The sequence below is a fragment of the Streptomyces sp. NPDC059816 genome, from assembly GCF_042732055.1.
GTDB lineage: Bacteria > Actinomycetota > Actinomycetes > Streptomycetales > Streptomycetaceae > Streptomyces.
On the sequence record NZ_JBHWIQ010000004.1, the window covers coordinates 36,671 to 62,505 of the forward strand.

General features: G+C 73.4%; 18 protein-coding genes. 9 read left to right on the forward strand and 9 right to left on the reverse strand.

From position 1 onward, the window contains the following. Window positions 1-132: 132 nt before the first annotated feature. From galE to ACFV88_RS06820, 7 genes are all read right to left on the reverse strand, one after another. Window positions 133-1,131: a UDP-glucose 4-epimerase GalE gene (gene galE, locus ACFV88_RS06790; RefSeq protein WP_385487404.1), complete on the reverse strand. Its 999-nt coding sequence runs from the start codon at window positions 1,129-1,131 to the stop codon at window positions 133-135. Window positions 1,132-1,405: 274 nt separating this feature from the next. Further along, the gene (locus tag ACFV88_RS06795; RefSeq protein WP_385486811.1) at window positions 1,406-3,043 is read right to left on the reverse strand and encodes a glycosyltransferase; all 1,638 of its coding nucleotides are present in this window, start codon (window positions 3,041-3,043) and stop codon (window positions 1,406-1,408) included. Continuing rightward, the gene (locus ACFV88_RS06800) at window positions 3,010-4,338 is read right to left on the reverse strand and encodes a glycosyltransferase 87 family protein (protein ID WP_385486813.1); all 1,329 of its coding nucleotides are present in this window, start codon (window positions 4,336-4,338) and stop codon (window positions 3,010-3,012) included. The genes ACFV88_RS06795 and ACFV88_RS06800 overlap by 34 nt, the downstream gene beginning before the upstream one ends. 152 nt (window positions 4,339-4,490) lie before the next feature. After that, the gene (locus ACFV88_RS06805) at window positions 4,491-6,044 is read right to left on the reverse strand and encodes a hypothetical protein (RefSeq protein WP_385486815.1); all 1,554 of its coding nucleotides are present in this window, start codon (window positions 6,042-6,044) and stop codon (window positions 4,491-4,493) included. Window positions 6,045-6,344: 300 nt separating this feature from the next. Next, on the reverse strand, window positions 6,345-7,238 hold the full coding sequence (locus ACFV88_RS06810) for a carbohydrate ABC transporter permease (protein ID WP_385486817.1): 894 nt from the start codon (window positions 7,236-7,238) through the stop codon (window positions 6,345-6,347). Continuing rightward, window positions 7,235-8,518, reverse strand: coding sequence for a carbohydrate ABC transporter permease (locus tag ACFV88_RS06815; RefSeq protein ID WP_385487406.1), 1,284 nt, complete (start codon window positions 8,516-8,518; stop codon window positions 7,235-7,237). Before ACFV88_RS06815 ends, ACFV88_RS06810 begins: the two co-directional genes overlap by 4 nt. Window positions 8,519-8,594: 76 nt before the next feature. Further along, a complete protein-coding gene (locus tag ACFV88_RS06820; RefSeq protein ID WP_385486819.1) occupies window positions 8,595-9,977 on the reverse strand; it encodes an ABC transporter substrate-binding protein in 1,383 nt (460 codons plus the stop codon). 649 nt (window positions 9,978-10,626) lie between these two features. On the opposite strand from ACFV88_RS06820, the gene ACFV88_RS06825 reads away from it, so the two are divergent. The 3 genes from ACFV88_RS06825 to ACFV88_RS06835 all read left to right on the forward strand — a co-directional run bounded on the left by ACFV88_RS06825 (window position 10,627) and on the right by ACFV88_RS06835 (window position 12,833). Next, window positions 10,627-11,073, forward strand: a complete 447-nt coding sequence (locus ACFV88_RS06825) for an SRPBCC family protein (RefSeq protein WP_385486821.1) — start codon at window positions 10,627-10,629, stop codon at window positions 11,071-11,073. A gap of 130 nt (window positions 11,074-11,203) precedes the next feature. Continuing rightward, window positions 11,204-11,563: a YciI family protein gene (locus ACFV88_RS06830; RefSeq protein ID WP_385486823.1), complete on the forward strand. Its 360-nt coding sequence runs from the start codon at window positions 11,204-11,206 to the stop codon at window positions 11,561-11,563. 4 nt (window positions 11,564-11,567) lie between these two features. Next, entirely contained in the window at window positions 11,568-12,833 is a 1,266-nt protein-coding gene (locus ACFV88_RS06835) for an RNA polymerase sigma factor (RefSeq protein ID WP_385486825.1), read from the forward strand. Window positions 12,834-13,214: 381 nt separating this feature from the next. Here the strand turns inward: ACFV88_RS06835 and ACFV88_RS06840 are convergent, their stop codons facing one another. Continuing rightward, on the reverse strand, window positions 13,215-16,445 hold the full coding sequence (locus ACFV88_RS06840) for an FHA domain-containing protein (protein ID WP_385486827.1): 3,231 nt from the start codon (window positions 16,443-16,445) through the stop codon (window positions 13,215-13,217). A gap of 772 nt (window positions 16,446-17,217) precedes the next feature. Here ACFV88_RS06840 and ACFV88_RS06845 point away from each other — a divergent pair. The 4 genes from ACFV88_RS06845 to ACFV88_RS06860 all read left to right on the forward strand — a co-directional run bounded on the left by ACFV88_RS06845 (window position 17,218) and on the right by ACFV88_RS06860 (window position 23,334). Beyond that, the gene (locus tag ACFV88_RS06845) at window positions 17,218-18,963 is read left to right on the forward strand and encodes a protein kinase (protein WP_385486829.1); all 1,746 of its coding nucleotides are present in this window, start codon (window positions 17,218-17,220) and stop codon (window positions 18,961-18,963) included. Between the two features lie 124 nt (window positions 18,964-19,087). Then, window positions 19,088-20,317 (forward strand): serine/threonine-protein kinase, encoded by a 1,230-nt coding sequence (locus ACFV88_RS06850; protein ID WP_385486831.1) that lies wholly within the window; start codon window positions 19,088-19,090, stop codon window positions 20,315-20,317. A 522-nt stretch (window positions 20,318-20,839) separates the two neighbouring features. Beyond that, on the forward strand, window positions 20,840-21,946 hold the full coding sequence (gene prfB / locus ACFV88_RS06855; protein WP_385486833.1) for a peptide chain release factor 2: 1,107 nt from the start codon (window positions 20,840-20,842) through the stop codon (window positions 21,944-21,946). A 419-nt stretch (window positions 21,947-22,365) separates the two neighbouring features. After that, a complete protein-coding gene (locus ACFV88_RS06860) occupies window positions 22,366-23,334 on the forward strand; it encodes a hypothetical protein (protein ID WP_385486835.1) in 969 nt (322 codons plus the stop codon). A gap of 134 nt (window positions 23,335-23,468) precedes the next feature. On the opposite strand, the gene ACFV88_RS06865 is transcribed toward ACFV88_RS06860, so the two are convergent. Continuing rightward, window positions 23,469-23,663 carry a hypothetical protein gene (locus ACFV88_RS06865; RefSeq protein WP_385486837.1) on the reverse strand — a complete coding sequence of 65 codons (195 nt, stop codon included), beginning with the start codon at window positions 23,661-23,663 and terminating at the stop codon, window positions 23,469-23,471. Between the two features lie 330 nt (window positions 23,664-23,993). Here ACFV88_RS06865 and ftsE point away from each other — a divergent pair, with 330 nt between their 5' ends. Together ftsE and ftsX are read left to right on the forward strand one after the other, a co-directional pair. Beyond that, complete coding sequence (ftsE, locus tag ACFV88_RS06870) at window positions 23,994-24,683, forward strand: cell division ATP-binding protein FtsE (RefSeq protein WP_385486839.1); 690 nt, start codon at window positions 23,994-23,996, stop codon at window positions 24,681-24,683. A gap of 57 nt (window positions 24,684-24,740) precedes the next feature. Further along, a complete protein-coding gene (gene ftsX / locus ACFV88_RS06875) occupies window positions 24,741-25,658 on the forward strand; it encodes a permease-like cell division protein FtsX (protein ID WP_385486841.1) in 918 nt (305 codons plus the stop codon). Window positions 25,659-25,835: the final 177 nt, after the last annotated feature.

Genomic DNA, 25,835 nt, shown 5'->3' on the forward strand with positions numbered 1-25,835 from the left:
AGGGGGTGGCCGCGGTGTCCACGCACCCGTGGACACCGGGTCCGTCCGGCGGCGTTCACCGCCCGGACGGCATCCCCACCAGAGTCGTCGCGGCCCCCAGCAGTCACAAGTACCGACTAATTAGTGGGGTACTCACCTCAAGGTCAGTGCGGGGGCCGCCTCCGGGTGCCCGCGCAGCCAGCCCTGCCAGGCCGAGGTGACGATCTCGTGCAGCCCGTGCCGGGGGCGCCAGCCGAGCACCTGGGCCGCGCGGTCCACGTCGGCCACCAGCCGGGCGGGGTCGCCGGCCCGCCGGGGGAGCACTTCCGGTGGGAGGTCGCGACCCGCGGCCTCGGTGACCGCCGTGATCATCTCCCGCACCGAAACGCCGTGCCCCCGGCCGATGTTGAGGGTCAGTTCGGCTCCGCCCCCGCCGGCCGCGGCGAGCCGCCTCGCCGTGGCGACATGGGCCTCGGCCAGGTCCGCCACATGGACGTAGTCGCGGACGCAACTGCCGTCGTGGGTGGGGCGGTCGCCGCCGAAGAGCTGGGGTCGCAGCCCGTCGGTCAGTCGGCCCATCACGAGGGGCACGAGTCCGGCCGCCGCGGTGTCGGCGAGTTCGGGGGAGGCCGCGCCCGCCACGTCGAAGTGGCGCAGGGACGCCGTGGCGATCCCGTGCGCCCGGCCCGCGGCCCGCACCAGCCACTCCCCGGCGAGCTTGGTCTCGCCGTAGGGGCTCACCGGTGCGCAGGGGGTGTCCTCGGTGATGAGGTCGGCGGTGGGCGCCCCGTACACGGCGGCCGACGAGGAGAAGACGAACGAGGTCACACCGGCCTCGGCCACCGCCTCCAACAGGATCCGTAGGCCCTCCACGTTGTCGTGGTAGTAGCGCAGCGGCTGTTCGACGGACTCGGCGACCCGCTTGCGGGCCGCGAGGTGCACCACGCCGGTGACGGAGTGGCCGCTGATCGCCCGGGCGACGAGCTTCGGATCCAGCGTCGAGCCCACCACCAACGGCACGCCGTCGGGTACGCGTTGGGCGTTCCCGGCGGACAGATCGTCGTAGACCACGGTCCGCTCGCCCGCCGCGCGCATGGCGCGGACGACGTGCGCCCCGATGTATCCGGCACCGCCGGTGATCAGCCAGGTCATGGTCGGCTCGTTCACCCTGTCCTGTGGTCGGTGCGCGCGGGCTCGACGCGCGCTCAAGTGTGCGGGGGAAAGGAGTGGGTCGTACGGAAGGGCGAAGGCCGTATCTCCGTACGGGGCGCAGTCTGTCAGAGCACGCCGCCGCCGCGCTGAGCTGCGGCGCATCGAATTGCTGGTTTCCCCATATTCTGACTTCGCGTCAATAGCGTGCGCAAGAGACACCTTTGGGTGGTACGGCAGGGGAACGTGTGAACGGGGTGACATTCCGGTGGGCGATTCAGGGCCGTCGGCGCGACCCCAGCAGTCGTACCAGTCGGCGTCGGAACACCCCGAACGCACCGCGCGGACCGAGGGCGATCCGTAGCGCCAGCGACCCGGAGTGGGTGGCGTACGGCTGGACGAGCCGGACCCCGCGGCCCGCGCTGGGCAGGGCCCGGCGGCGCAGCAGTCCCGGGCCGTCCGTCGCGTGGGCGCTCGTGAGCCGTTCGGTGCCGTCGGCGAACCGCAGCAGGACCCGTAGGTCCCAGGTGCCGGCGCCCAGTCGGCGCAGGGGCACGGTGGCCTCGGCGGTCCAGGTGCGGTCGTCCGGCGGGGTGCCGTCCGGAGCGCTGCGGAACCGCGCGGGGCACCGGGCGCCCACCCGGCCGGTGCGCCGCTCCACGAACTCGGCCTCCGCCCGCACGGGTTCGGCCTGCGCCACCCGTCCGTAGAACTCGTGCAGCCGCAGCCGCAGCGTGGTGCCCCGCAGGCGTGGGCGCAGTCGTGCCGAGACGGTGAGCGGCAGGGTGCGCAGCGGGCGGGCGGCGAGCCGGTCGAGCGGGACGGGCAGCTCGTTCGACCAGAGGGGGGTGGCGTCCTGGCCCCGGGCGTGCGGTGGCAGCAACCTGGCCGGCCGGGAGGCGAGTTCGCGTAGTCGGGGGAGGTCTTGCGGCTGGGGTGCGGCGAGCAGGACCCCGGCGAGGAGGCGACCGGGGCGGTCCACCGGGTTCAGGTCATCGGGGTCGAAGGTGCCCAGGTAGGAGCGGGTGTGCGCCCACCACTGACGCCGGTACTCGGGGGTGCGCCGGTCCAGCTCCCGGGCGTACATGCGCAGGCCCAGGTCCAGGAAGGCGGCCCGACTGGCCCGGGCGAGGGCGTGTTCGCCGGCCGTGAGCAGCACGTCCACGGCGGCCCGGTGGGCGTCGGTGCGGGCCCGCCAGTTGTCGATGCCCGCGCGGTCCAGGGAGATCGACAGCCGGTCCGCGTCCCGCCGCACCTGCCAGACGTACACCGGGTCGGGGATCAGGGCCAGCCGCGGGCCGGCGGCGAGGACCCGGGCGGTGAAGACGAAGTCCTCGTAGGGGAAGCGCCCTTCGGGGAAGCGCACGTCGTGCGCCCGGAGGAAGTCCGTGCGGTACAGCTTGTTGACGCAGAGGGTGTCCCGGGTCAGTTCCGGCCGCTCGGACGGGTGGCCCAGGACGGCGGGCGCGGCGGGCGGGGCGTAGAGGCGGGGCTGCCAGGGCCGGTCGGGGCCGTGCGGGAGTTCCCGGCGCACGCACAGGCCCGCGGCGACCTCGGCGCGCTGCTCCCGGGCGGCGGCGAGCAGCAGGGCGGCGGCCCGGGGCGGCAGTAGGTCGTCGCTGTCGAGGAACAGGGCGTACGGGGCCGAGGCTGCGGCGAGCCCGTCGTTGCGGGGGGTGCCGCAGCCGCCGCTGTTGTCGGTGCGGCGCAGCACCCGCAGCCGCGGTTCGCGGGCGGCGAGGGCGTCCAGCAGGTCGGGGCTGCCGTCGGTGGACCCGTCGTCGACGGCGAGGACCTCCCGGACGACGGGCCCCTGGGCGAGTGCGGAGCGCACCGCGCCGGTGATGTGCGGGGCGTCGTCGTGACCGATCACGACCACGCTCACCTGGGCGTGCTGCGGGTCCCGGAGATCCATGCGGCCCCCTTCGCGTGCTCGTCCGCCGCTGCGGCGCCCGTGCTGCGCCACAGTCGGGCGAAGGACAGGGCGGTCGCGGCGAGGAGCAGCCCGTTGCGCAGGAGCAGCAGGGTGCAGCCCGTCCAGGTCGAGTGGGTCACCTCCGCGTAGAGGAACGGGTAGATCACCGTGCTGAGCGCGGTGGCGGCGAGGACCAGGGCCGCCACCGGCCGCTGGCCGGTGCGGCGGGAGGTGAGGCAGACGGCGGCGAGCCCCAGCAGCCACACCAGGTACTGGGGGCTGATCACCCGGCTGGTCACCGTGAAGAGCAGCACCGCGCACAGGGCGGCGTCGAACCCGGTGGCCTGCGTCCAGTGGCGGGCCCGTAGTCGCCACACCGCGAGCAGCAGTGCCGCCGCTGCGGTGAGCGCCAGCGAGGCCGTGGACACCGCGTCCACGTACGGGCCGACGAACTCCATCGCCCCGTAGCGGTAGCGCACCGTGCCCGGCCAGCCGGCCTGCCGGGCGAAACCCAGCAGGGTGCCGCCGAGGGATTCGATCTGCACGCCGCGGGCGCCCTGCTCGTGCAGGAAGCCCAGCGGGTTGCGGAAGGTGACGGCGAGCAGGACGAGCAGCGCTCCGCCGGTGGCGGCGGCGGTCGTCCACGCCCGTCGGGTGCCCGGGCCCGGGGGCGTGCCCAGCAGCGTCAGCACCGGCCATCCCTTCACGGCGGCCCCCAGTGCGGCGCAGGCCCCGCCCGTGCGCGGGGAGCGGGCCAGGGCGAGCAGGCCGACCACGGCGAAGGCGGTGACCTGCACGTCGTAGCGGGCGAGCGGGAGGTGCAGCAGCAGCGGCAGTCCGAACAGCCACAGCCGGGCGCCGTCCGGGGAGCGCCCGGGGCGGGTGCCGGCGCGCACCAGGGCCGCGGTCACCGTTGCGTCGGCGAGGAGGGTCAGGGCGACGAACGCCTCGAAGTAGCTCAGCCACGGCACCAGATGGGGCGCCAGCAGCACCGGTCCGGCGCCGGGCGGGTACTGCCACAGCGGGTCGCCCACCGGGAAGGTCCCCTGGGACAGCTGCCCGGCCCAGCGGGCGTAGAGCCCGTGCACTTCCCGGGCGATGCCGCCGGAGCCGAGGAGGTCCGCCCCGCTGTGCACCAGCACCAGCAGCATCACCGTCCGGGTGGCGAGCCAGCCGGCGGCGTACGCCAGGGGCGTGCGGCGCTCGCGCGCGCCTGACCGTGGGGGCGTGAGCGGGAGCGCGGCGGGGGTCGCCGCGGGGGCGGGGGAGTCGTCGGGGGTGATCTGATGGGTCATCAGCCGGAGCGTATGCCTCGAAAAGGGTGATTTCACGGCAATACGCCCATGAGTCGCCCGCTCGTCCCACCCCCGTGCCACTCCCGCCCCACCCCCGTGCCACTCCCCGCAGCCCGCAGCCCGCAGCCCGCACAGGCGCGCGGGCGTACGCCTCACCGCACCCGCGCCAGCACCTCTCCCGTGCGCGGGTTCCAGTCGACCACCACCGCCTCCGGCGGCACCCGCTGCTCGGGGGCGAGCAGCAACCACCGCACCCGGTACCGCCGGGCGATCGCCTCCCGCCGCGCGGGCGAGGAGGTCGGCGCCAGATACGTGTGCACCGTCGAGCGCCGGCGGCTGCGCTCCCGTTCGTCCAACGCCGGGTCGGGCCACGCGGGCGCCACCACGTTCACCCCGTACCCGGGCAGCGACCGGGTCGGCCGGTACCCGTCGGTGAGGACCACCGCACCGCGCTCCACCCGGGCCGCCACCCATCCGTACGAGGGCCAGCGCGGCGGCTGCGGGAACCCGACCGGGTCCAGTGCCCCCGGCACCACCGCCCCCGCGTGCACCGTCAGGAACCCCGCCAGCGCCCCCGCCGCGGTCGCCGCCCCCAGTGCCCGGCGCCGCCCCGACCAGGGCCGGGGCGCGGCGAGCTCCACCGCCAGCGCCAACTGCGGCGCCAGCACGGCAGCCGCCCACAGCCGCCCGTACGTGAAGTGCCCGGAGAACCACCCGTACGCGACCACCACCAGGGCCAGCCCGAACAGCACCACCAGCGGGTCCCGCGGATCGCGCCGCCAGCGCGCCCACAGTGCCGGCAAGCCCAGGGCGACCAGCCAGAACCGGGCCCGCACGTCCTCGTACAGCAGGGCGTGGATCGCGTCCGGGCCCGCATCGCCCAGCAACGAGAACACCGAGAAGTACGGCCAGGCCGCCGCCACCGCGCACGCCACCAGCACCAGCAGCGCCCACGGCCGGGCGAACCCGCCGCGCCCCCACGCCCCCCGCTCCACCCAGCGCCGCCCGTACGGCGGCACGGCGAACGCCACCACCCCGAGCGCCGCCGCCACCGCGGTGATCGGGTGCACCAGCACGATCAGCCCGAGCAGCGCGCCCAAGCCGGCGTGCGCCCACGGCCCGCGCGCCGGGGAGCGCACCAGTGCGGCGGTCCACGCCCACGCCCAGAACGTCAGACCGGCGGCGAACGTCGACGGGTACGACAGGTTGCCCGTCATCGACATCAGCCCGAAGAACCCGGACCACCACAGGCGTTCGGTGCCCCACAGCAGGGTGACCGTCCCCAGCGCGACCACCGGCGCCCACCGCCGGGTGTCCGGCCCGGCCACCGCCCGGGTCAATCGCCCCAGCCCGGTGAGCAGCACCACCAGGTTGACCGGCCCGGACAGCTTCACCACCGCCCAGCCGGCGAGCCCGGTCCCCTTGGCGACCAGCGCCTGCGCCACCGCGTACGGGGTGAAGTACGGGCTGCCGTCCCCCGGCAGGTCGACCACCGGGTGCCGCGGGCGCCACAGGTCGTCGGTGAGGCGCTCCACGACGGCCGCGTGCTGCCCGACGTCACAGCACATCGGCAGCCGCCCGTGGGCGAGCGACACCACCAGCCAGAACAGACAGCCCCCCACCAGGTACGGCGTCGGCCGCAGTCGACGGGACCCCAGGGCGGTCGCGCCCCCGGTGCGCCCGGGAGCCTTCAGTTCGGTGCTCATGGTGCGCTGGACCCCGTGCTCGTGGTGGGCGGTCGTCGCCGTGTCCCGGCAGGGCTCCGGGAGCGGTCGGGTCCCGGAGCCCCTGCCGGTGCCCCCCCCGTACACCTGGACGGGGGCGGCGGGCTCCCGCGTTGCCGGGGCGACGGGAAAGACGCGGCACCGCCAGCAAACGGGACGGGCCGCCGTCCGCGTCGCTCCTCGCCCCCTCCGCGCCGCCGACCACCCCAACGAGTGACGGCCGGGCCGGACCCGGGTGGGCCGGTCCAGCGACCGACCACCACCCCGGGCCCCGACGGACCGCTACTTCACCGCCCCCGCCATCACCCCCGAGACGAACTGCCGCTGGAAGGCGAAGAAGACGGCCAGCGGGATCACCATCGAGATGAACGCCCCGGGCGCCAGGATGTCGACGTTGTTGCCGAACTGCCGCACCTGGGTCTGGAGCGCCACCGTGATCGGCTGGTTGGAGGCGTCCGTGAAGATCAGCGCGACCAGCATGTCGTTCCACACCCACAGGAACTGGAAGATCCCGAGGCTCGCGATCGCGGGCCCGCCGAGCGGCATCACCACCCGGGTGAACAGCCGCAGCTCACCGGCACCGTCCAGGCGTGCCGCCTCCAGCAGCTCCCGCGGGATCTCCGCGAAGAAGTTCCGCAGCAGGAACACCGCGAACGGCAGCCCGAACCCCACGTGGAACAGCACCACCCCGGCGACCGAACCGAACAGCCCCACGTCCCCGAACAGCCGGGCGATCGGCAACAGCGCCACCTGCACCGGCACCACCAGCAGCCCGACCACGCCGAGGAACCACCAGTCCCGCCCCGGGAACTCCAGCCAGGCGAAGGCGTACCCGGCCAGCGACCCGATCACCACGACCAGCACCGTCGTGGGCACGGCGATCAGCACCGTGTTCCACAGCGACTCGGTGATCGAGGCGTTGTCGAGCAGCCGGGAGTAGCTGTCCACGGTCAGCTGCGCCGGCTCGGTGAGGACCGTCCACCACCCGCTCTCCGCGAGGTCCTCCGGTTCGCGCAGCGAGGACAGCAGCAGACCCGCCGTGGGCACCAGCCAGAACACCGCCACCACCAGCAGGAACACCCGTACCAGCCCGCCGCTCGCGGCCCGCGCGAGCCGGGTTGCGAGCGGGGTCCGCTTCCGCGCCGCCGGGGCGGCCGTCGTACCGTGCGTGCTCATCGCCCGCCCTCCCGCCGCAGCCGCCGGATGTTGAAGACCACCACCGGGACCACCAGCAACAACAACAGCACCGAGATCGCGCTCGACACCCCGGGTCTGCCGTCGCTGAACGCCGACCGGTACAGCTGGAGCGCCAGGACGTTCGCATCGTCCTGCGAGGAACCGGGGGCGATGATGTAGACCAGGTCGAAGATCTTCAACACGTTGATCATCAAGGTCACCAGGACGACCGCCAGCACCGGAGCCAGCAGCGGCACCGTGATCCGACGGAACACCTGCCACTCCGTCGCCCCGTCGACCCGGGCCGCCTCCAACAGCTCCCGGGGCACGCTCGCCAGCCCCGCCGCGATCAGCACCATCGCGAAGCCCGCCCACATCCAGACGTACGACACGATGATCGCCGGGGTCACCAACCCCGGTCCCAGCCAGTCGACCCCGCGGTACGGCTCCGCGAAGTTGGCGGCCGGCAACCGCAGGAGCGCGCCGTCCGCGGTCTGCGGCAGGGTGAACGTCCCGTCGGCCGCCGCCCGCGTCCGGGCGACCACCTCACCGTCCTTCACCGCCTCGATCCGCATCCCCGGGTACCCGAGCTCCCCGTCGTCGACACCGGCGAGGGTGCCCACCCCCTTGCCCCGGGTGAAGTCCTGCCAGGTCGTCCCGGTGACCTTCCCCGGATCGGCGACGGCGGCCCGCGCCTGCTCGGCCCCGTCCGGCATCCGGTCCGGTGCCACCCCCACCAACGGCAGGACCACCGGCACACCGGCCCGCACCGGCTCCTCGGTGACGAACGCCCCGCCGCCGGCCTCCCCGAGCGGCGCGTCCCGGCCCGGGTGCGCCTTCGGGAACGCCGACGACTCGGCGAACGTGTCGTGCACCCCCACCCACACCGCGTTGGCGACCCCCCGGTCCGGGTCCTGGTCGTACACCAGCCGGAAGATGATGCCCGCCGCCAGCATCGAGATCGCCATCGGCATGAAGATGACCAGCTTGAACGCCGTGCCCCAGCGCACCCGTTCGGTGAGCACCGCGAAGACCAGGCCCAGCGCCGTGGCGACCGTCGGCGCGAGCACGATCCAGATCACGTTGTTGCGGAACGCCGTCCGGATGCCGTCGTCCGTGAACAGCTCCCGGTAGTTGTCGAACCCGGCGAAACCGCCGCCGGTGTCGCTGACGAAACTGCGGATCAGCGAATACCCGATCGGGTAGACCACGAGCGCGCCGAGCAGCACCGCGGCGGGCAGCAGGAACAGCGCCGCCACCGTCGTGCGGGTACCCGTCACGCTGCCGCGCCGCGGGCGCCGGGCGGGCGCCGGCCCGGCGCCGGAGCCGCCCGTCGTAGCCGACGTCATCGCCGGATCAACCCTTGTACGCCTTGGCCGCGTTGGCCTCCAGCTTCCGCTGGGCCCCGGTCACGTCCTTCGGGTTCTTCAGGAAGTCCTGGAGGTCCTTCCACATGCCCTTGCCGGGGGTGCCGCCGAACGCCTGCGGCGTCTGGTCCGACAGGTCGAACCGGAAGTCGTCACCGGCGCCGATCAGCGCCTTCGCGATGTTGCGCTGCACCTCGTTCGGATACGTCGACGGGTCGAGGTTCTTGTTCGGCGACAGGAAACCGCCCTCCTTCGCCCAGACCTCCGCCGCGTCCGGGGACGCGAGGAACGTCAACAGCGCCTGGCCCGCCTCCGACTCCTTCAGCAGGACCGCCGCATCACCCCCGCTGACCACCGGCGCTTCGGCGCCGACCGCCGGGAACGGGAACACCTTGGCGTCCTTGCCGACCTCCGCCTTCGCCTGGGCGATGTTGACGCCCACGAAGTCGCCCTCGAAGACCATGCCCGCCTTCGGCTGGTCGCCGCCCGTGAACGTCTGCTCCACCGAACGCGGGAACTCCGTCTGGAGCGCCCCGTCCGCGCCGCCCGCGAGGTAGTCCTCCTCGCCGAACAACTGCCCGAGGGTGGTCAGGGCCTCCTTGACGGACGGGTCCGTCCACTTGATCTCGTGCTTCGCGAGCTGGTCGTACTTCTCCGGACCCGCCTGCGACAGGTACACGTTCTCGAACCAGTCGGTGAGCACCCAGCCGTCCGCGCCGCCGACCGACACCGGGGTCACCCCGGAGTCGTACACCGTCCGCACGGTCTCCAGGAACTGGGCCCAGGTCTTCGGTTCCTTCGCGCCCGCGTTCTCGAAGACCGTGGTGTTGTACCAGACCAGCGACTTGTTGGCCGCCTTGAAGTACACGCCGTACTGCTCGCCGTCCACCGCTGCGAGGTCCCGCCAGCCCCGGGCGAAGTTCTTCGCCAACTGCTCCTTCGCCGCGGCGCCCACCGGCTTCGCCCACTTGTTGTCCACGGCCTGCTTCACCGCGCCGACCTGGGGGAGCATCGCCACGTCCGGCGGGGCGCCGCCCGCGATCTTCGAACCCAGGAAGTTGATGATCGGATCCTGCGCCGGTACGAACGTCACCTCGGCGCCGGTCCGCTTCTCGAACTCGGCCAGCACCTTCTTGAAGTTCTCCTGCTCCGGTCCCGTCCACACGGCCGCGACCTCCAGCTTCTCGCCGTCGAGCTTCGGCAGCTTCAGGGTCGCCCCGTCCGGTGCGGTGCTGGCGCCGCCTCCCTTGCCGTCGCCGTCGTCGCCACATGCGGTCAACCCCAGTGCCAGGGCTCCGACCACGGCCACGGCGGTGAGCCGGGTCGTGCGGCCCCCGGTCGTCCTGATCCCTCGTCGACTCGTGCTGCGCATCACTGCCCCGTCCTCTTGACTTGACGTGCTTGTCGCGCGTGCGGACGTTGTCCCGTGGGGTCTGGTGTACGCCCGGGTGGTTTGTTCCGACAAGGGTGGTCGGCGTCCCAACTCACCGATCGTGACGCCCTCGTGACTTCCCGCGAAGTCCGCGGGGTCCGCGGGGTGCGGGGGGCGCGTACGGTTCCCGGCGGGTGCGCGGTGGTCGCTCGCGCAGTTCCCCGCGCCCCTTCGGCGCGCTTGCCTGCGGGTGCGTTGCTTCCTGCGGGTCCTGGGTGGTGCCTCCCGGGGGTACGTCGTCCCGCGCGGGTGCGCGGTGGTTGCCCGCGCAGTTCCCCGCGCCCCTCACAGGGCGCTCCTGGCGGGCGGGCCGCACCGAACAACGGACCTGCTCATGGATGCGCCCGATCAGGGGCGCGGGGAACTGCGCAAACCAACAGCGCACCTGCACAGGACAGCACACCTGCACGTAGACGCACCTGCAAGGGGCGCGGGGAACTGCGCGGGCAACTACCGCGCACCCGCACGGGACGGCGTACCCACGTGGTCGAAACCCTCCGCGGTCCCTGTCGAAACGGGGAACGCTCGCGCGTCGACGCAGTGAGCGGGTGGCGACCAGTTCCCGCACCTGACGTCACAGGAGGTCTTCATGAGCACCACTACCCACCCCGGGGCACCCACCACAGCACTGGTGAGTCGCCGGGCCGTGGTCGCCGCCACACCATCGGTGATCTTCGCGTTGCTCGCCGCACCGGGGGAGCACCCCGGCCTGGACGGTACCGGTGAGGTGAAGGGTTTCATCGAGGGGCCGCAGCGGCTGGAACTCGGCTCGGTGTTCCGGATGAGGATGAAGGGCTACACGACCACGAACACCGTCGTGGAGTTCGAACAGGACGCCCTGATCGCATGGCGGCACCGCGGCCGGCACGTGTGGCGGTGGCAACTGCGGGCGGTGCCCGGCGGTACGGAGGTCACCGAGACGTTTGACTACACCGCCAAGCGGGCGCGTCGGCTGGTACGGCTGATCGGCATCCCGAAGCAGGCCGGCACCGCGCTGGACAAGACCCTCACCGCGCTGCAAGCACGGTTCGCCTGAGTGGACGGCGGGAGACCGTATCCCGGCCCGCCCTGAAAAACCTGAAAAAGGTGTCCTACGCTGTCGAAACCTCGCCGGCGTGCGCGTCGAAGCAGGTGAGAGGCGGCACGGCCGCCGTGAAGATAAGGACATGAATGCCATGCGCTACATCCTGATGTCGCACGTCGACGACTCCGCTCTGGCCGAGATGCCGCCGGAGGACTTCGAAGCCACGATGGGACGCTTCGTCTCCTTCACCCAGGCGCTGGCCGAATCCGGGGTGCTGCGCGGCGCGGAGCAGCTGCAGCCCGCCGACACGGCGACCACGGTGCGCAACCGGCAGGGGGAGGCCCTCCTCACCGACGGACCGTACGCCGAGTTGGCGGAGTCCTTCGGCGGTTTCTGGATCGTGGAGGCGACCGACCTGGACACCGTGCTGAAGTATGCGGCGGACTGCCCGGCCGCTGACTTCGGTTCGGTCGAGGTGCGGTCCCTGGCCGAGCTGGGCTGAACCGATGTCCGACCCGGTCGAGGTCGCCGTCGAACAGGTCTACCGGGCCGAATGGCCCACGCTGGTGGCCACGCTGGCCCGGTGGACCGGTGACCTCGACCGGGCCGAAGACGCCGCCGCCGAGGCTGTTGCCACGGCCTTCGAGACGTGGCCCCGCGACGGGATTCCCAGCCGGCCGGGAGCCTGGCTCCAGACCACCGCCCGTCGCAAGGTCCTCGACCGGCTGCGCCGCGACCGCGTTGCCGTGGACAAGCTCGCCGCCCTCGCCCACGAGCTGCGCGACGAGCCGGCGGCCGACAGCGTCAGCGACCCCGACGACCCGTTCGGAGCCGTGCGCTGGTCCGATGCCGCCGCGGAAGACCTCCTCCGGCTGGTGTTCACCTGCTGTCACCCGGCCCTGGCCACCGCCGCCCAGGTCCCGCTCGCCCTGCGCCTGTTGTGCGGGCTGACCGCAACCGAAACCGCCCGACTGCTCCTCACCACCGAATCGACCGTCGCCCAACGCCTGGTCCGGGCCAAACGCAAGATCCGCGATGCCGGGATCGCGCTGGACATCCCGCCCCGCAGCGCCTGGCCGGACCGCCTGGACGCCGTGCTGACCGTCATCGGCCTGGTGTTCACCGAAGGACACACGGCCGCCGAAGGCCCCGTACTGGTCCGTGCCGCCCTGTGCAACGAGGCGCTGCGTCTGACCGCCCTGCTGCGCAGGCTGCTGCCCGATGAACCCGAGGTCCTCGGACTGTCGGCACTGCTGTTGCTCACCGATGCGCGACGCGACGCCCGCACCGATGGCGACGACCTGGTCCTGCTCGCCGACCAGGACCGCAGCCGCTGGCGCTGGGATGACATCGGCCGGGGACTCGACCTCGCCACCAGAGCCCTGCGCCGAAGCGGTGACCGCCCCGGCCGGTGGGTGCTGCAAGCCGGCATCGCCGCCCTCCAGATCCAGCCCGTGCCCGACCGGGAAGCCATCGTCACCCTCTACGACCGGCTCGCCGAACGGACACCGTCCTCGGCGGTCCTGGCAAACCGCGCTGCCGCGATCGCCCTCGCCCGCGGACCCGTCGCCGGCATCGCCGCCCTCGACGGGGTGCAAGCCGCACCGGGCGATCACCGTCTGGCAGCACTCCGCGCCGAGCTCACCGCCGAACTCGGCCGGTATCCCGAGGCGCGGGAACTGATGCACCACGCTGTCCGAGCCACCCGCAACGATGTCGAACGCCGCCACCTCCTGCGACGGCTCGACACCTGGGCCCACCCCCGCGCCTGACCCGGGGGCGCGTACGGTTCCCGGCGGGTGCGCGGTGGTCGCCCGCGCAGTTCCCCGCGCCCCTTTCAGGTGCGTTCCCCTGCGGGTGCGCTGTCCCGCGCGGTGCGTTGTTGTTTCGCGCAGTTCCCCGCGCCCCTATCGGGTGCGCCTTCCTGCGGGTGCGTCGCTCCTGTGCGGGGGCGCGGGTTCGGGGCGGTCGGAGGGGGCCCCGTCAGGGGCGCGGGGAACTGCGCGGGCAACTACCGCGTACCCGCGCGGGACGGCGTACCTCCGGGAGGCGCCACCCAGGACCCGCAACCGACAACGCACCGCGAGCAACCACCACGCACCCGCACGGAACAACGCACCCCGCAGGGGACCGGCGGACAGGCCCCGTCATGCCTAGAGCAAGGACGGAACCGTCATCGCCGAGACGGACCGAGCAGCCCGCTCCACCGCACTGGCCAACAACGCCAGATCCGTGGGCCCGTTCCCCAACTCCCGTACGGAACGCCGAGCGGGCGGGTCCCCCATCCGGTCCCACTCCACCACCACGACGGTGGGCCGCAGCGTCGCCGTCCGCGGTATGCGCCCGGTGACCCGTCCCCCCTGGAACTCGGTGACCCGCCCGTCCCCGCCCCGCAGGGTCCCCCGCCCGGGACCGGGCTCCTCGGGCCCGCCCCGCACCGCGTCCAGACGGACCCGGACCCCGGCCCGCCGAGCCACCTCGCTCGCGTCGACGCGCGCCCCGCCCACCGCGCCCGCCACCAGGTGCACGCCCAGGCGTTCGCCCTCCCGGGCGACCGCCTCCAGCGCCCGCACCACGGACCCGGCCGACGGACGCCCCGTGGAACCCAGCGCGGGCGAGAGCAGGGCGTCGAGGTCGTCGACGACCACCACCAGGCGCGGCAGCGCCGGCGCGGGGGCGGTCCGGGCCCCGGCGGGCCGCAGGCGCAGGGTGGAACTGGGCGGCGGATCGAGGTCCCCCGCCCCGTCCGCGGCGGGACGCGCGCCGGAGACCCGGGAACCGAAGGAGGGGCCCCGTTGGGCGACGACCCGCCCGGCCGGCTGCTCGCCGCCGTGCCACTGCCCGAAGTCGAGGAGCCCGATCAGTTCGGCCCGCCGCTTGAGTTCCGCACTGAGCGCCTGGGCGAACTCCCGCATGCGTACGGGGTCGTTGGCCGCCAGGTGCGTGGTGACGTGCGGCAGCTCCCCGCACACGGTGAGCCCGCCCCCGGCGCCCGCGGGCTGCGCACCGGGTCCCCCGGTGGTGTCCCGACCGTCGACCAGGATCACCGAGAGCCGGTCGGGCCGCTCGGCCGCCGCGAGCGACGCGGTGACGGCCCGCAGCAGTTCGGTGCGCCCGCTGCCCGCCGGGCCCTCCACCAACAGATGGGTGCCCTCCCGGACGAGGTCCACGCCGACGGGTCCGCGCGGTCCCGCGCCGAGCACCACCCGGGCCCGCCCGCCCGCCGCCTGCGGGTCGTCGAACGCGTCGGCCCAGCGGGCGAGCAGCGACGCGGGGGTCGCCCGGGCGAGGCCCAGTTCGTCGAGGAGCCGCGCGGTCGGGGGCAGGGGCACCGCGGCCCGCGAGGTCCGGACGCCGCCCTCCGCGCGCAGCGGCGCCAGGGCCCGCGCGAACCGTTCGGCCCACGCTCCCGACACCGCGTCCACCGCGGCCTCGGTGCCTTCGCCGGCGACGGCCCCGCCGGCGATGCGCACCAGTCGGACCTCGGTCGCCACGTCCCCGCCGAGCAGCGCGACCGCCCCGCACTCCCGGAGCGGGGGCAGTACCGCACAGGCGGCCCCGTACCCCTCGTGGATCCCGGTGCCGGCGGTCGCCGCGTCGGCGCTGCTCGGGAGCGCGGCGGTCTCCGCCAGGCACACCACATGGACGCCGGCCGCGGGCCCGTACGCGCAGAGCCGCGCCACCGCGTCCCGCAGGGCCGGGGTTCCCGGATCGCCGTCCACGACGAGCACGGTCAGTGTTCCGTCCGCCGCAGGGGCGTCGGGGTCCCCGGTCGGGCCGTCGCCGTGTTCCGCCAGCACCCGGTCGAGTTCCGCGGTCCGCGCGGCGGCCTGGTCCGTGTCGTAGGCGAGGAGCAGTCGGCAGTCCTGGCCGCGGCCGGGGCGGGTGTGCGGGAGCCAGCCGAGCCAGCCCCACTCGGCGACCCGTTCGGCGACCGGCCGGGTGCGGTCCGCGCTGAGCAGCACGATCTCCAGCGACTCCGGTGCGTGCAGGGCGGCGAGCTGCGCCACCACCGACCGGGCGACCCCGACCAGTCGGGGGCGGGGTCCCGCGAGGCCCAGGGCGCCGGCCTCGCGCAGCCCGACCGTCACCGGGACGCCCGCCAGCACTCCCGGGCCGCCCGGAGCGGGCCGGTCCGTGGTGCCGAGCCGTACCGTCAGCGCTTCGGGGTGGTCGTGGCCGCGTTCCCACAGCCGGGGGCCGGGACCGAGCGCGGTGAGCAGCAGCGCGGCGGGGTCGGGCCACAGTTCGGGGGTGGCCGCGGGGTCGACGGTGAAGGGTCCCTCCGCGTACCCGGTGTGCTCCTCCGGTGCGTGCGGGCCGTCCGTCCCGACGGGGTCGGGGCGGGGGGCGTCGTGATCGTGATCGTGGTCCGGGCCGCGTTCGCCCCGGAGCCTGCGCGCCCAGGCGGTCAGCCCGCCCCGGCGGCGGGCTCCCGGGCGGGTCGACCCGGTGCCGTGCGCGTCTTCGTCGGCGCGTTCGTACGCGGAGACCCGTTCGTCGACGGCGGCCTGTTCGTGGAGGGCGGCCCCTGCGTGCACCGAGCCCGGCATGCCCGGGACGCCGTGGTTCCCGGCGTGTGTGTCCTGCGCCCCCGCGGGGGGCGCGTGGTGGGGTACCGCGCCCGGGGTGACCCAGTCGGTGGTCCCGTACGCGTGCCCGGTGGTCCCGTTCACCGCCGGGACCGCGGTCCGCGGGGTCTGCGGCGGAACGGGGTCGGCCCCGGGATCGGGTGACTCCGCAGTGTCGACGCCCACCCGGACGAACCCCTCGCCGTCCGGGTCGGTGGACACCGGGCCGGGTAGTTCCCGGGGGTCGGCCAGCCGGAGCGTGGACTCGCCGAGCCGCAGCAGGGCCCCCGGCTCCAACGGGACGGGCCGCTTCCCGATCGCGGCGCCGTACAGCCGGGTGCCGTTGGTCGAACCGAGGTCCGCGACGGTGACCCGGCCGTCCTCGGTGAGCGTCACCGCACAGTGCAGTCGGGACACGTCCGGGTCGTCGAGCGGGATCTCCGCGTCGGCCGAGCGCCCGATCCGGACGGGGCCGCCGTGCAGCAGGTGCACTCCGCCCGCGTCGGGTCCGCCCACGACCTGGAGCTGGGTGACCGCGCCGGTGGGGTCGGGGCCGGGGTCCGTGGGAGCGCCGAGCGAGAGCACCGCCCCGTCGACGAGCGGCGGCTCACCGAGCACGGCGCGCTGCGGATCGAGGCGGTCCGCGCCGGCGTACACGGCGGTCGGCCCCTCGCCGCCCGCCACGGCCGAGGCGAGCCCGGAGACCACCGCGGCCAGCGGGGTGCCCCCGGGCGCGGTGACCAGGACGTCCCGCGCCGTTGTGCGCCCCGGAGCTTCGGGGCGCGGCCCGAGGACGGTCAACCGGATCTGCATCGCCGTCAGCGGTCCCTTCTGCGGATGCGCCCAGCACGGATCGTCCGGGGGCGTGCTGTGATTCCCCCCACCGCACTCCGGGCACGTAGACCGAATACGGGGGCATCCTCGCACCTGCCACCGACAACACGCCCGGCCGCCATCGGTTCGTGATCTTGATTGGCTTGCTCTGCGCGTAAAAGTGCCTGTTCGGTGCCGTCCGTGGTCCCTTGCGTTCCCTTTGTCTTCCGCTCGTCCCCCACTCGGGACCGTCGTCGGCAACCACTGGGCCCGGGCGGACGTCTTACGGCGGGACGAACCCGGGGCCGAACGGCGGGGACGGCGCACGGGACGCGTCCGTCCCACCGGGCACCCCGGGGCGGTCGACCCCCGGCGGGTCCGGGAAACCGGGCGGGTACGGCGGGCGGCACTAGAGTGGGGCGGAACATTCGGTGCCCCGGCACCCGCCACGGCCCCGCACGGAGCCGGGCGCGGGCGGCGGGAACAGCGGTCCCCGGTCAGCCGGCGGGCGGACCGGTCCGGATGACACGGGGCGGGCGCGGGTAGTCCGCAGTGGTCCGGTCGACACCCGGTCGACCAGGTCGACCCGGTCAGCACCAGACGGAGCCGATCCGTCCGGTGCCCGGCACCCGTACGACCCGAATCGACCCGAACAGATCGCGATCACGACCGACCACCACCCGACCACAGTGCGACGAGAACGCGACGAGTACCGACGAGACCGACCCAGAGCAAGGCTGAGGAAGCCCCGAGCGAGCAGGGAGCGCATGACGTGCGGCCGGTAGGAAGCAAGTACCTCCTGGAGGAACCGCTCGGACGGGGCGCCACGGGCACCGTCTGGCGGGCGCAGCAGCGCGAGACGGCGGGTGCCGAGGCGGCCGTGCCCGGTCAACCCGGCGAGACCGTGGCCATCAAGGTCCTCAAGGAGGAGCTGGCCAACGACTCCGACATCGTGATGCGGTTCCTGCGCGAGCGCTCGGTGCTGCTCCGACTCACCCACCCCAACATCGTCCGGGTGCGGGACCTCGTGGTCGAGGGCGATCTGCTCGCCCTCGTCATGGACCTGGTCGAGGGCCCCGACCTGCACCGCTACCTGCGCGAGAACGGTCCGTTCTCACCGGTCGCGGGCGCCCTGCTGACCGCGCAGATCGCCGATGCGCTCGCCGCCAGCCACGCGGACGGCGTCGTCCACCGCGACCTCAAGCCCGCGAACGTCCTGCTGCGACAGGACCACGGCGAGATGCACCCGCTGCTCACGGACTTCGGCATCGCCCGACTCGCCGACTCGCCGGGGCTGACCCGCACCCACGAGTTCGTCGGCACCCCCGCGTACGTCGCCCCCGAATCGGCGGAGGGCCGTCCGCAGACCAGCGCCGTCGACATCTACGGCGCCGGCATCCTGCTGTACGAGCTGGTCACCGGCCGTCCCCCGTTCTCCGGCGGCTCCGCCCTCGAAGTGCTGCACCAGCACCTGAGTGCCGAACCGCGCCGCCCGTCCCACGTGCCCGAGCCGCTGTGGACGGTGATAGAGCGCTGCCTGAGCAAGAACCCCGAGCAGCGGCCCAGCGCCGAGAACCTCGCCCGCGGGCTGCGCACCGTCGCCCAGGGCATCGGCGTGCACGCGAACTCCGCGCAGATCGCCGCCGCCGAAGGGGTGGGCGCCCTGCTCGCCCCCGACCCGGCGCCCACCGCCGTCCCCGAGGTGCCCGGAGCGGCCGATCCGACGGCCGTGCTGCCCCACACCGGAGCCCCGGGCGCCGTTCCGTTCGGCGCGCACGACCCGAACGCGGCGACCAGCTACCTCCCGCCCGTCCCGGGCGGCGCTCCCGGCGCGGCCGACCCGACGGCGGTCCTGCCGCACACCGGGGCGCAGGGCGCCGCCGACCCCACCGCCGTGCTGCCGCCGGTCCCCGGCCACTCCCCGGGCGGTCCCGACGACCCGCACCCCTGGCAGAACCAGCTGCGGGCCGCCCGCGACCGCAACGAGCAGACGCAGATCCACCACCTCGACCCGAACGAGGACCCGCTGCGCCGGCGCCCCCAGCGCCAGGTCGCCCCGCGCCCGCAGCAGCCCCCGCAACAGCCGCCCCAGCAGCAGCCGCAACAGCGGTACGCGCCGCAGCACCAGGCCCCGCCGCCGCAGCAGTACGCGCCGCCCCCGCAGCAACAGCCGCAGCGGTACGCACCCGCGCCGGTGCCCGAGCGGCAGCCCCAGCACTACGCCCCGCCGCGCGAACCCGCCCCCCGCGAGTCGCGTCCGCCGCGCGAGCCCCGGCAGCGCAGCGCCAATCCCATGCGCATCCCCGGGCTCGGCTGCCTCAAGGGCTGCCTGTTCACCTTCCTGATCCTGTTCGTGGCGGGCTGGCTGGTCTGGGAGCTGAGCCCCCTCCAGGAGTGGATCGGCACCAGCAAGGGCTACTGGGCGCAGCTGAGCGACTGGGCCGGCCAGGTCACCGGGTGGGCCGGCGACGTCGCCGGTTGGCTCGGCGACCTCGGAGGCGGGGGCAGCGGCGCCTGAGCCCGCCCGAAGGCGGTCGGGTAGGAGATTTGTCGACACCCGGGGGGTGATTCGCCCCGGCGGTGTGAGGGTCGCCGACCCGGCCGCGTAGCTTTGTCGCCAACACGCGTCCGTAGGAGCAGTCTTGGCACGGAAGATCGGCAGCCGGTACAGCGCGAACCAGATCCTGGGCCGCGGCAGCGCCGGCACGGTGTGGCTGGGCGAAGGTCCTCACGGGCCCGTCGCCATCAAACTGCTGCGGGAGGACCTCGCGGCCGATCAGGAGCTGGTGGGCCGCTTCGTCCAGGAGCGCACCGCCCTGCTCGGCCTCCACCACCCCAATGTGGTCGCCGTCCGGGACCTCGTCGTGGACGGCAACGACCTCGCCCTCGTCATGGACCTGGTCCGCGGCACCGACCTGCGCTCCCGGCTCGACCGGGACCGCAGGCTCGCCCCCGAGGCGGCCGTGGCGATCGTCGCGGACGTCGCCGACGGGCTCGCCGCGGCGCACGCGGCCGGGGTCGTCCACCGCGACGTCAAGCCCGAGAACGTCCTGCTCGACATGCAGGGCCCGCTCGGGCCCGGCGGCAGTCACCGGGCGCTGCTCACCGACTTCGGTGTGGCCAAACTCATCGACACGCCCCGCCGCGCCAAGGTCACGAAGATCATCGGTACGCCGGACTACCTCGCCCCCGAGATCGTGGAGGGCCTGCCGCCGCGCGCCGCCGTCGACATCTACGCCCTCGCCACGGTGCTGTACGAGCTGCTCGCCGGCTTCACCCCCTTCGGCGGGGGGCACCCCGGTGCGGTGCTGCGCCGGCACGTCACCGAACGCGTCGTACCGCTGCCCGGCATCCCCGACGAGCTGTGGCAGCTGATCGTCCAGTGCCTGGCCAAGGCGCCCGCCTCCCGGCTGCGCGCCTCCGAGCTGTGCGGACGGCTCCGGGAGCAGTTGCCCCTGCTCGCCGGGATGCCGCCGCTCGACGTGGACGAGCCGGAGGCCGGCGAGCAGGAGGCCCCCCTCCCCGAGGAGGCGCCGGAGCCCGGCGGCGGCGAGGAGGCGCCGCCGGTGCGACGGGGAGCCGTGCCCCTGGTGTCCGGGCCCGCGCCCGACTCCAACCGGGACACCCACACCAGCATGCGGGTGCCCGAGCAGGACGAGCTGGACGGGGGTGCGCACGGGACGGCGCGGGCGCCGCGGGCGGCGGGGGCGCCGCGGCCCGGGTCCGCGCGGAATCGGGCCGTCGTCGCTCGGCGGCGGAGGGTCGTCCTCGGGGCGGTCGCGGCGGTGCTTGTCGCGGTCGCCGGGGTCGCGGCGTACGCGGTCACCGACGAGGATCCTCCCCGCCCCCCCGGCACATCCACCTCCCCGTAAGCCCCCCCGCGGGGTGCGCTGTCCAGCGCGGTACGCGGTGCTCGCCCGCGCAGTTCCCCGCGCCCCTAGCGGTGCGCTTCCCTGCGGGTGCGTTGTTCCTGTGCGGGTGCGCGGTGGGTTTTGCGCAGTTCCCCGCGCCCCTGATGGGGCGCTCCTGGTGGGGCGCTCCTGCGGGGCAGGCTGCACGGGACAACGCCCCTGCTCACCGACGCCCCGATAGGGGCGCGGGGAACTGCGCGGGCAAGCACGACGCACCCGCAGCGACCGACGCACCCGGAGAGGCACCCACCCAGGGGCGCGGGGAACTGCGCGAACACACAGCGCACCCGCACCAAGCCGCGCACCCGCAGAGAAGCGCACCGAAAGGGGCGCGGGGAACTGCGCGAGCAACCACCGCGTACCCGCGCGGGACGACGTACCCCCGAGAGGCGCCCCCCGGAACCCGCAGGGAACAGCGCACCCCGCAGGGGACCGTACCGAAGGGACGCGGGCCCAGCGGCCGAGAGCGGTTACGCTGGAGCCGTGGCAGTCGTCGATGTATCCGAAGAGCTCAAGTCCCTCTCCTCGACCATGGAGTCGATCGAGGCCGTCCTGGACCTCGACACGATGAGGGCGGACATCGCTGCGCTGGAGGACCAGGCCGCGGCCCCCTCCCTCTGGGACGACCCGGACGCGGCACAGAAGATCACCAGCAAGCTCTCGCACCTCCAGGCGGAGGTCCGCAAGGCGGAGACGCTGCGCGGCCGCATCGACGACCTCGTCGTCCTGTTCGAGCTGGCCGAGGCCGAGGACGACGCGGACACCCGCACCGAGGCCGAGGGCGAGCTGACCAACGTCCGCAAGGCGCTGGACGAGATGGAGGTCCGCACCCTCCTCTCCGGCGAGTACGACTCCCGCGAGGCCCTGGTCAACATCCGTGCCGAAGCCGGTGGCGTCGACGCCGCGGACTTCGCCGAGCAGCTCCAGCGCATGTACCTGCGGTGGGCCGAGCGCCACGGCTACAAGGCCGAGGTGTACGAGACCTCCTTCGCGGAGGAGGCGGGCATCAAGTCCACCACCTTCGCCGTGCAGGCCCCGTACGCGTACGGCACGCTCTCCGTCGAGCAGGGCACCCACCGCCTGGTGCGGATCTCGCCCTTCGACAACCAGGGCCGCCGCCAGACCTCGTTCGCGGGCGTCGAGGTGCTGCCCGTGGTCGAGCAGTCGGACCACGTCGAGATCGACGAGTCCGAGTTGCGCATCGACGTGTACCGCTCCTCGGGCCCCGGTGGTCAGGGCGTCAACACCACCGACTCCGCGGTCCGGATCACGCACCTGCCGACCGGCATCGTCGTCTCCTGTCAGAACGAGCGCTCGCAGATCCAGAACAAGGCGACCGCGATGAACGTCCTCCAGGCGAAGCTGCTCGAACGCCGCCGCCAGGAGGAGCAGGCCAAGATGGACGCCCTCAAGGGCGACGGCGGCAACTCCTGGGGCAACCAGATGCGCTCCTACGTCCTGCACCCGTACCAGATGGTCAAGGACCTCCGCACGGAACACGAGGTCGGCAACCCGCAGGCGGTGCTGGACGGCGAGATCGACGGATTCCTGGAAGCCGGAATTCGCTGGCGCAAGCAGCAGGAGAAGTAAACGCAACCGTATGACGGCTTGCATACATGTCGACATGACAACCCCGGCCGTCGTTCCGAACACCTCTTCCGGATGATTTTCGGAGGTGCCACCGGTATACGGGCGGAACCCGGCGCGAGGCCCGTGGTTCCGGCTCGACTGCCATTTCCGGGGCGGCAGTTGTGGCGAAGATCGGTGTTCTGCGTCACCGTCGGATAAACGTGCCACCCCCAACTGCCCTTATTTCGGGCATCGTGCGCGCAATGGCCTTGACGCGTTTACCGAAAGTGGGAAGGGTGAGCGCGGCATGCGCATCTCTGGGGCGCGCGTGAACGGGGCGATGGTGCGCGGCGCGCGATAGCGACGTGCGGTACTTCCCCCTGGTGTCCGCGACCCCGGCGCTGCTCCATTGACGATGAGCTACTGGGGGTAGCAACCAGATGACCAAGAAGACGCGGGTCCGTGTCGCACGGATCGCGGCCGGCGCGCTGATCGCGGCGGGGGCGTCCCTGACCGCGGCGGGCGCGGCCCAGGCGCTCAACAGCAACGGCGTAGTCACCACCGACGCCCCGAGCGACGAGCCCACCGGCATCCCGACGGCGCCCACGACCGGCGGCTCCGGCACGGACGGTGGCACCACGAACGGCACCACGAACGGCACCGACGGTGGCGCCACGGACGGCGGGGCCACGGACGGCGGGGCCACCACCAACGGCACGACCGGGACCACCGGCACGACCGGGACCACGGGTACCACCGGTACCACCGGGACCACGGGCACGACCGGGACCACGGGTACCACTGGGACTACCGGCACGACCGGTACCACCGGGACCACGGGCACGACCGGGACCACGGGTACCACTGGGACTACCGGCACGACCGGTACCACCGGGACCACGGGTACCACCGGCACGACCGGGACTACCGGCTCCACCGGTACGACCGGTACCACGGGCACGACCGGTACCACGGGTACCACCGGCACGACTGGTACCACCGGCTCCACCGGCTCCACCGGGACCACGGGCTCCACTGGCACGACCGGGACCACCGGCTCCAGCGGCTCCACCGGCGGCGACGACGGCGGCAACGGTGGCGACGACGGCGGCAACGGCACCACCGGCGCCACGGGCGGCAGCACCAGCACCGGCGGTACCGGCGGCAGCACCGGTGGCGAGGGCACCAGCCCCGACAGCGGTTCCGCTCCGCTCCCGCAGGGTCAGGGCAAGGACAGCCTGACCGACACCGGCTCCCAGCCGGTCGAGCAGGGCAAGGCCAAGGACGAACTGGCCGAGACCGGCGCCATGGAGACCACGTTCCTGCTGGTCGGCGCCGCGACGATGATCGCCGGTGGCATCGGCTTCCGCCTGCTGCCCCGACTGGCCACGGGCAGCCGCACCGCCTGATCCACCCGCCTGATCCACCCCACGGACGATCCGTCCGGACCGGGGTGCCAGGTGGCGCGCAAGGACACAGAGAGGGCCCGGAGCGTCGCTCCGGGCCCTCTCCGCACGTATCGGGCGCCGACCCGACGGTCGGGTCACATGGACTGGCGCGCCAGCAGGGCCAGCGCCAGCACCAGCACGGCCAGCAGGCCGATCAGGGCCGCGGGGTTCATGCCGGACCAGGGGCCGCCGCTGCGCTGGAGGCGCTCCCGGTTGGCACGGCAGACCGGGCAGCGTCCCTCACTGACTGGGGCAGCGCAGTTCGCGCACACCAATCGGTCGTAGGTCATGCCCTTCCTCCTCCCGCGCGGCGGAGCCTGCCGCAACGACCTTCTCTCCGCGCAACGCTCAGGGAAACGCGAGCGTTCCCCCTACCACTGTGCCAGCTTCCGCGGATTTCGGCGCGGCCCGACGTGGGCGCCCGTATTCCGGTGTTCCCGCGGTGCCCGCCGCCGCCGGAATCACGCCTCGTACGGCCGGTCGTCGACCGGCCCGATCAGCGACGGACCCGTGCAGACAAACCCGTGCAAGGGCGAGCGAACGGGCGGCGCCGACTGCGCTCGTACCCCGCAGTCGCGTATGGTCACGGACACCTACCTCCGGCTACCCGTGGTGCACCCGTGATCCGATTCGACAACGTGTCCAAGAGCTACCCCAAGCAGAACCGCCCGGCCCTCAGGGACGTCTCCCTGGAGGTCGAGCGTGGTGAGTTCGTGTTCCTCGTGGGATCGTCCGGTTCCGGAAAGTCCACCTTCCTGCGGCTGATCCTGCGCGAGGAACGGGCGAGCCACGGCCAGGTGCACGTCCTCGGCAAGGACCTGGCCCGACTGTCCAACTGGAAGGTGCCGCACATGCGCCGCCAGCTCGGCACGGTCTTCCAGGACTTCCGTCTGCTGCCCAACAAGACCGTCGGCGAGAACGTGGCCTTCGCCCAGGAGGTCATCGGCCGTTCCCGGGGCGAGATCCGCAAGTCGGTGCCCCAGGTGCTGGACCTCGTCGGCCTCGGCGAGAAGCAGGACCGGATGCCCGGCGAACTCTCCGGCGGTGAGCAGCAGCGCGTCGCGATCGCCCGGGCGTTCGTCAACCGCCCGAAGTTGCTGATCGCGGACGAGCCGACCGGCAACCTCGACCCGCAGACCTCGGTCGGCATCATGAAGTTGCTCGACCGGATCAACCGCACGGGGACGACCGTCGTGATGGCGACCCACGACCAGAACATCGTGGACCAGATGCGCAAGCGCGTCATCGAGCTGGAGAAGGGCCGTCTCGTCCGCGACCAGGCGCGCGGCGTCTACGGCTACCAGCACTGACCCGACGTACGCGACGTACGCGACACACATCACGTACCGAAAGGCAGAAAGCACGCGATGCGCGCCCAGTTCGTCCTGTCGGAGATCGGCGTCGGTCTCCGTCGCAATCTGACGATGACCTTCGCGGTCGTCGTCTCGGTGGCCCTCTCGCTCGCCCTGTTCGGCGGCTCCCTGCTCATGCAGGACCAGGTCAGCTCCATGAAGGGCTACTGGTACGACAAGGTCAACGTCTCGATCTACCTGTGCAACAAGAACGACGCGGAGTCCGACCCCGCGTGCGCCAAGGGCGCGGTGACCAGCGCGCAGAAGGAACGGATCAAGGCCGACCTGGAGAAGATGTCGGTCGTCGACAAGGTCCTCTACGAGTCGAGCGACGAGGCGTACAAGCACTACAAGGAGCAGTTCGGGGACTCCCCGCTGGCCGCGTCGCTGACCCCGGACCAGATGCAGGAGTCGTACCGGGTCAAGCTGAAGGACCCGGAGAAGTACCAGGTCGTGGCGACCGCGATCTCCGGACGGGACGGCGTCCAGTCGGTCGAGGACCAGAAGGAGACGCTGGACAGCCTCTTCGAACTCCTCGACGGCATGCGCAAGGCGGCCCTCGCCGTGATGGCGCTGATGCTGGTGGTGGCGCTGATGCTGATCGTCAACACCGTCCGCGTGTCGGCGTTCAGCCGGCGGCGCGAGACGGGCATCATGCGGCTCGTCGGCGCCTCCGGCTTCTACATCCAGGCGCCGTTCATCATGGAGGCCGCCGTCGCCGGTCTCATCGGCGGTGGGGTGGCCTGCGGATTCCTGCTGGCCGGCCGCTACTTCATGATCGACAACGGGCTGGCGCTGGCCGACAAGCTCACCCTGATCAACTTCATCGGCTGGGACGCGGTCCTGAAGACGCTGCCGTTGATCCTCGCGATCAGCGTGCTGATGCCGGCGCTCGCGGCGTTCGTCGCGCTGCGCAAGTACCTGAAGGTCTGACGGTCACCTCCCCGCCGGGGGCGCGCCCGGCGGGGAACGAGCGACCGGGTGCGTGCCGCGCCCTGCCACGGGCGCGGGCTCACGTCCATGGGCGGGCCGCACCCCGCGGTGTGAGATTCGCCCCGGGCGCCGCCTCGCCAACCCGCCGTGCGGTGCCCGACGTTGTCCTAGACTCAC

Bases quoted from the DNA above. Each gene is read 5' to 3' on its own strand.
- ACFV88_RS06830 (WP_385486823.1), top strand. From the start codon at position 11,204: ATGAATGCCATGCGCTACATCCTGATGTCGCACGTCGACGACTCCGCT.
- ACFV88_RS06825 (WP_385486821.1), top strand. From the start codon at position 10,627: ATGAGCACCACTACCCACCCCGGGGCACCCACCACAGCACTGGTGAGT.
- ACFV88_RS06840 (WP_385486827.1), bottom strand. From the start codon at position 16,445: ATGCAGATCCGGTTGACCGTCCTCGGGCCGCGCCCCGAAGCTCCGGGG.
- ftsX (WP_385486841.1), top strand. From the start codon at position 24,741: ATGCGCGCCCAGTTCGTCCTGTCGGAGATCGGCGTCGGTCTCCGTCGC.
- ACFV88_RS06810 (WP_385486817.1), bottom strand. From the start codon at position 7,238: ATGAGCACGCACGGTACGACGGCCGCCCCGGCGGCGCGGAAGCGGACC.
- galE (WP_385487404.1), bottom strand. From the start codon at position 1,131: ATGACCTGGCTGATCACCGGCGGTGCCGGATACATCGGGGCGCACGTC.
- ACFV88_RS06795 (WP_385486811.1), bottom strand. From the start codon at position 3,043: ATGGATCTCCGGGACCCGCAGCACGCCCAGGTGAGCGTGGTCGTGATC.
- ACFV88_RS06865 (WP_385486837.1), bottom strand. From the start codon at position 23,663: ATGACCTACGACCGATTGGTGTGCGCGAACTGCGCTGCCCCAGTCAGT.
- ACFV88_RS06800 (WP_385486813.1), bottom strand. From the start codon at position 4,338: ATGACCCATCAGATCACCCCCGACGACTCCCCCGCCCCCGCGGCGACC.
- ACFV88_RS06835 (WP_385486825.1), top strand. From the start codon at position 11,568: ATGTCCGACCCGGTCGAGGTCGCCGTCGAACAGGTCTACCGGGCCGAA.
- ACFV88_RS06820 (WP_385486819.1), bottom strand. From the start codon at position 9,977: ATGCGCAGCACGAGTCGACGAGGGATCAGGACGACCGGGGGCCGCACG.
- ACFV88_RS06860 (WP_385486835.1), top strand. From the start codon at position 22,366: ATGACCAAGAAGACGCGGGTCCGTGTCGCACGGATCGCGGCCGGCGCG.
- ACFV88_RS06805 (WP_385486815.1), bottom strand. From the start codon at position 6,044: ATGAGCACCGAACTGAAGGCTCCCGGGCGCACCGGGGGCGCGACCGCC.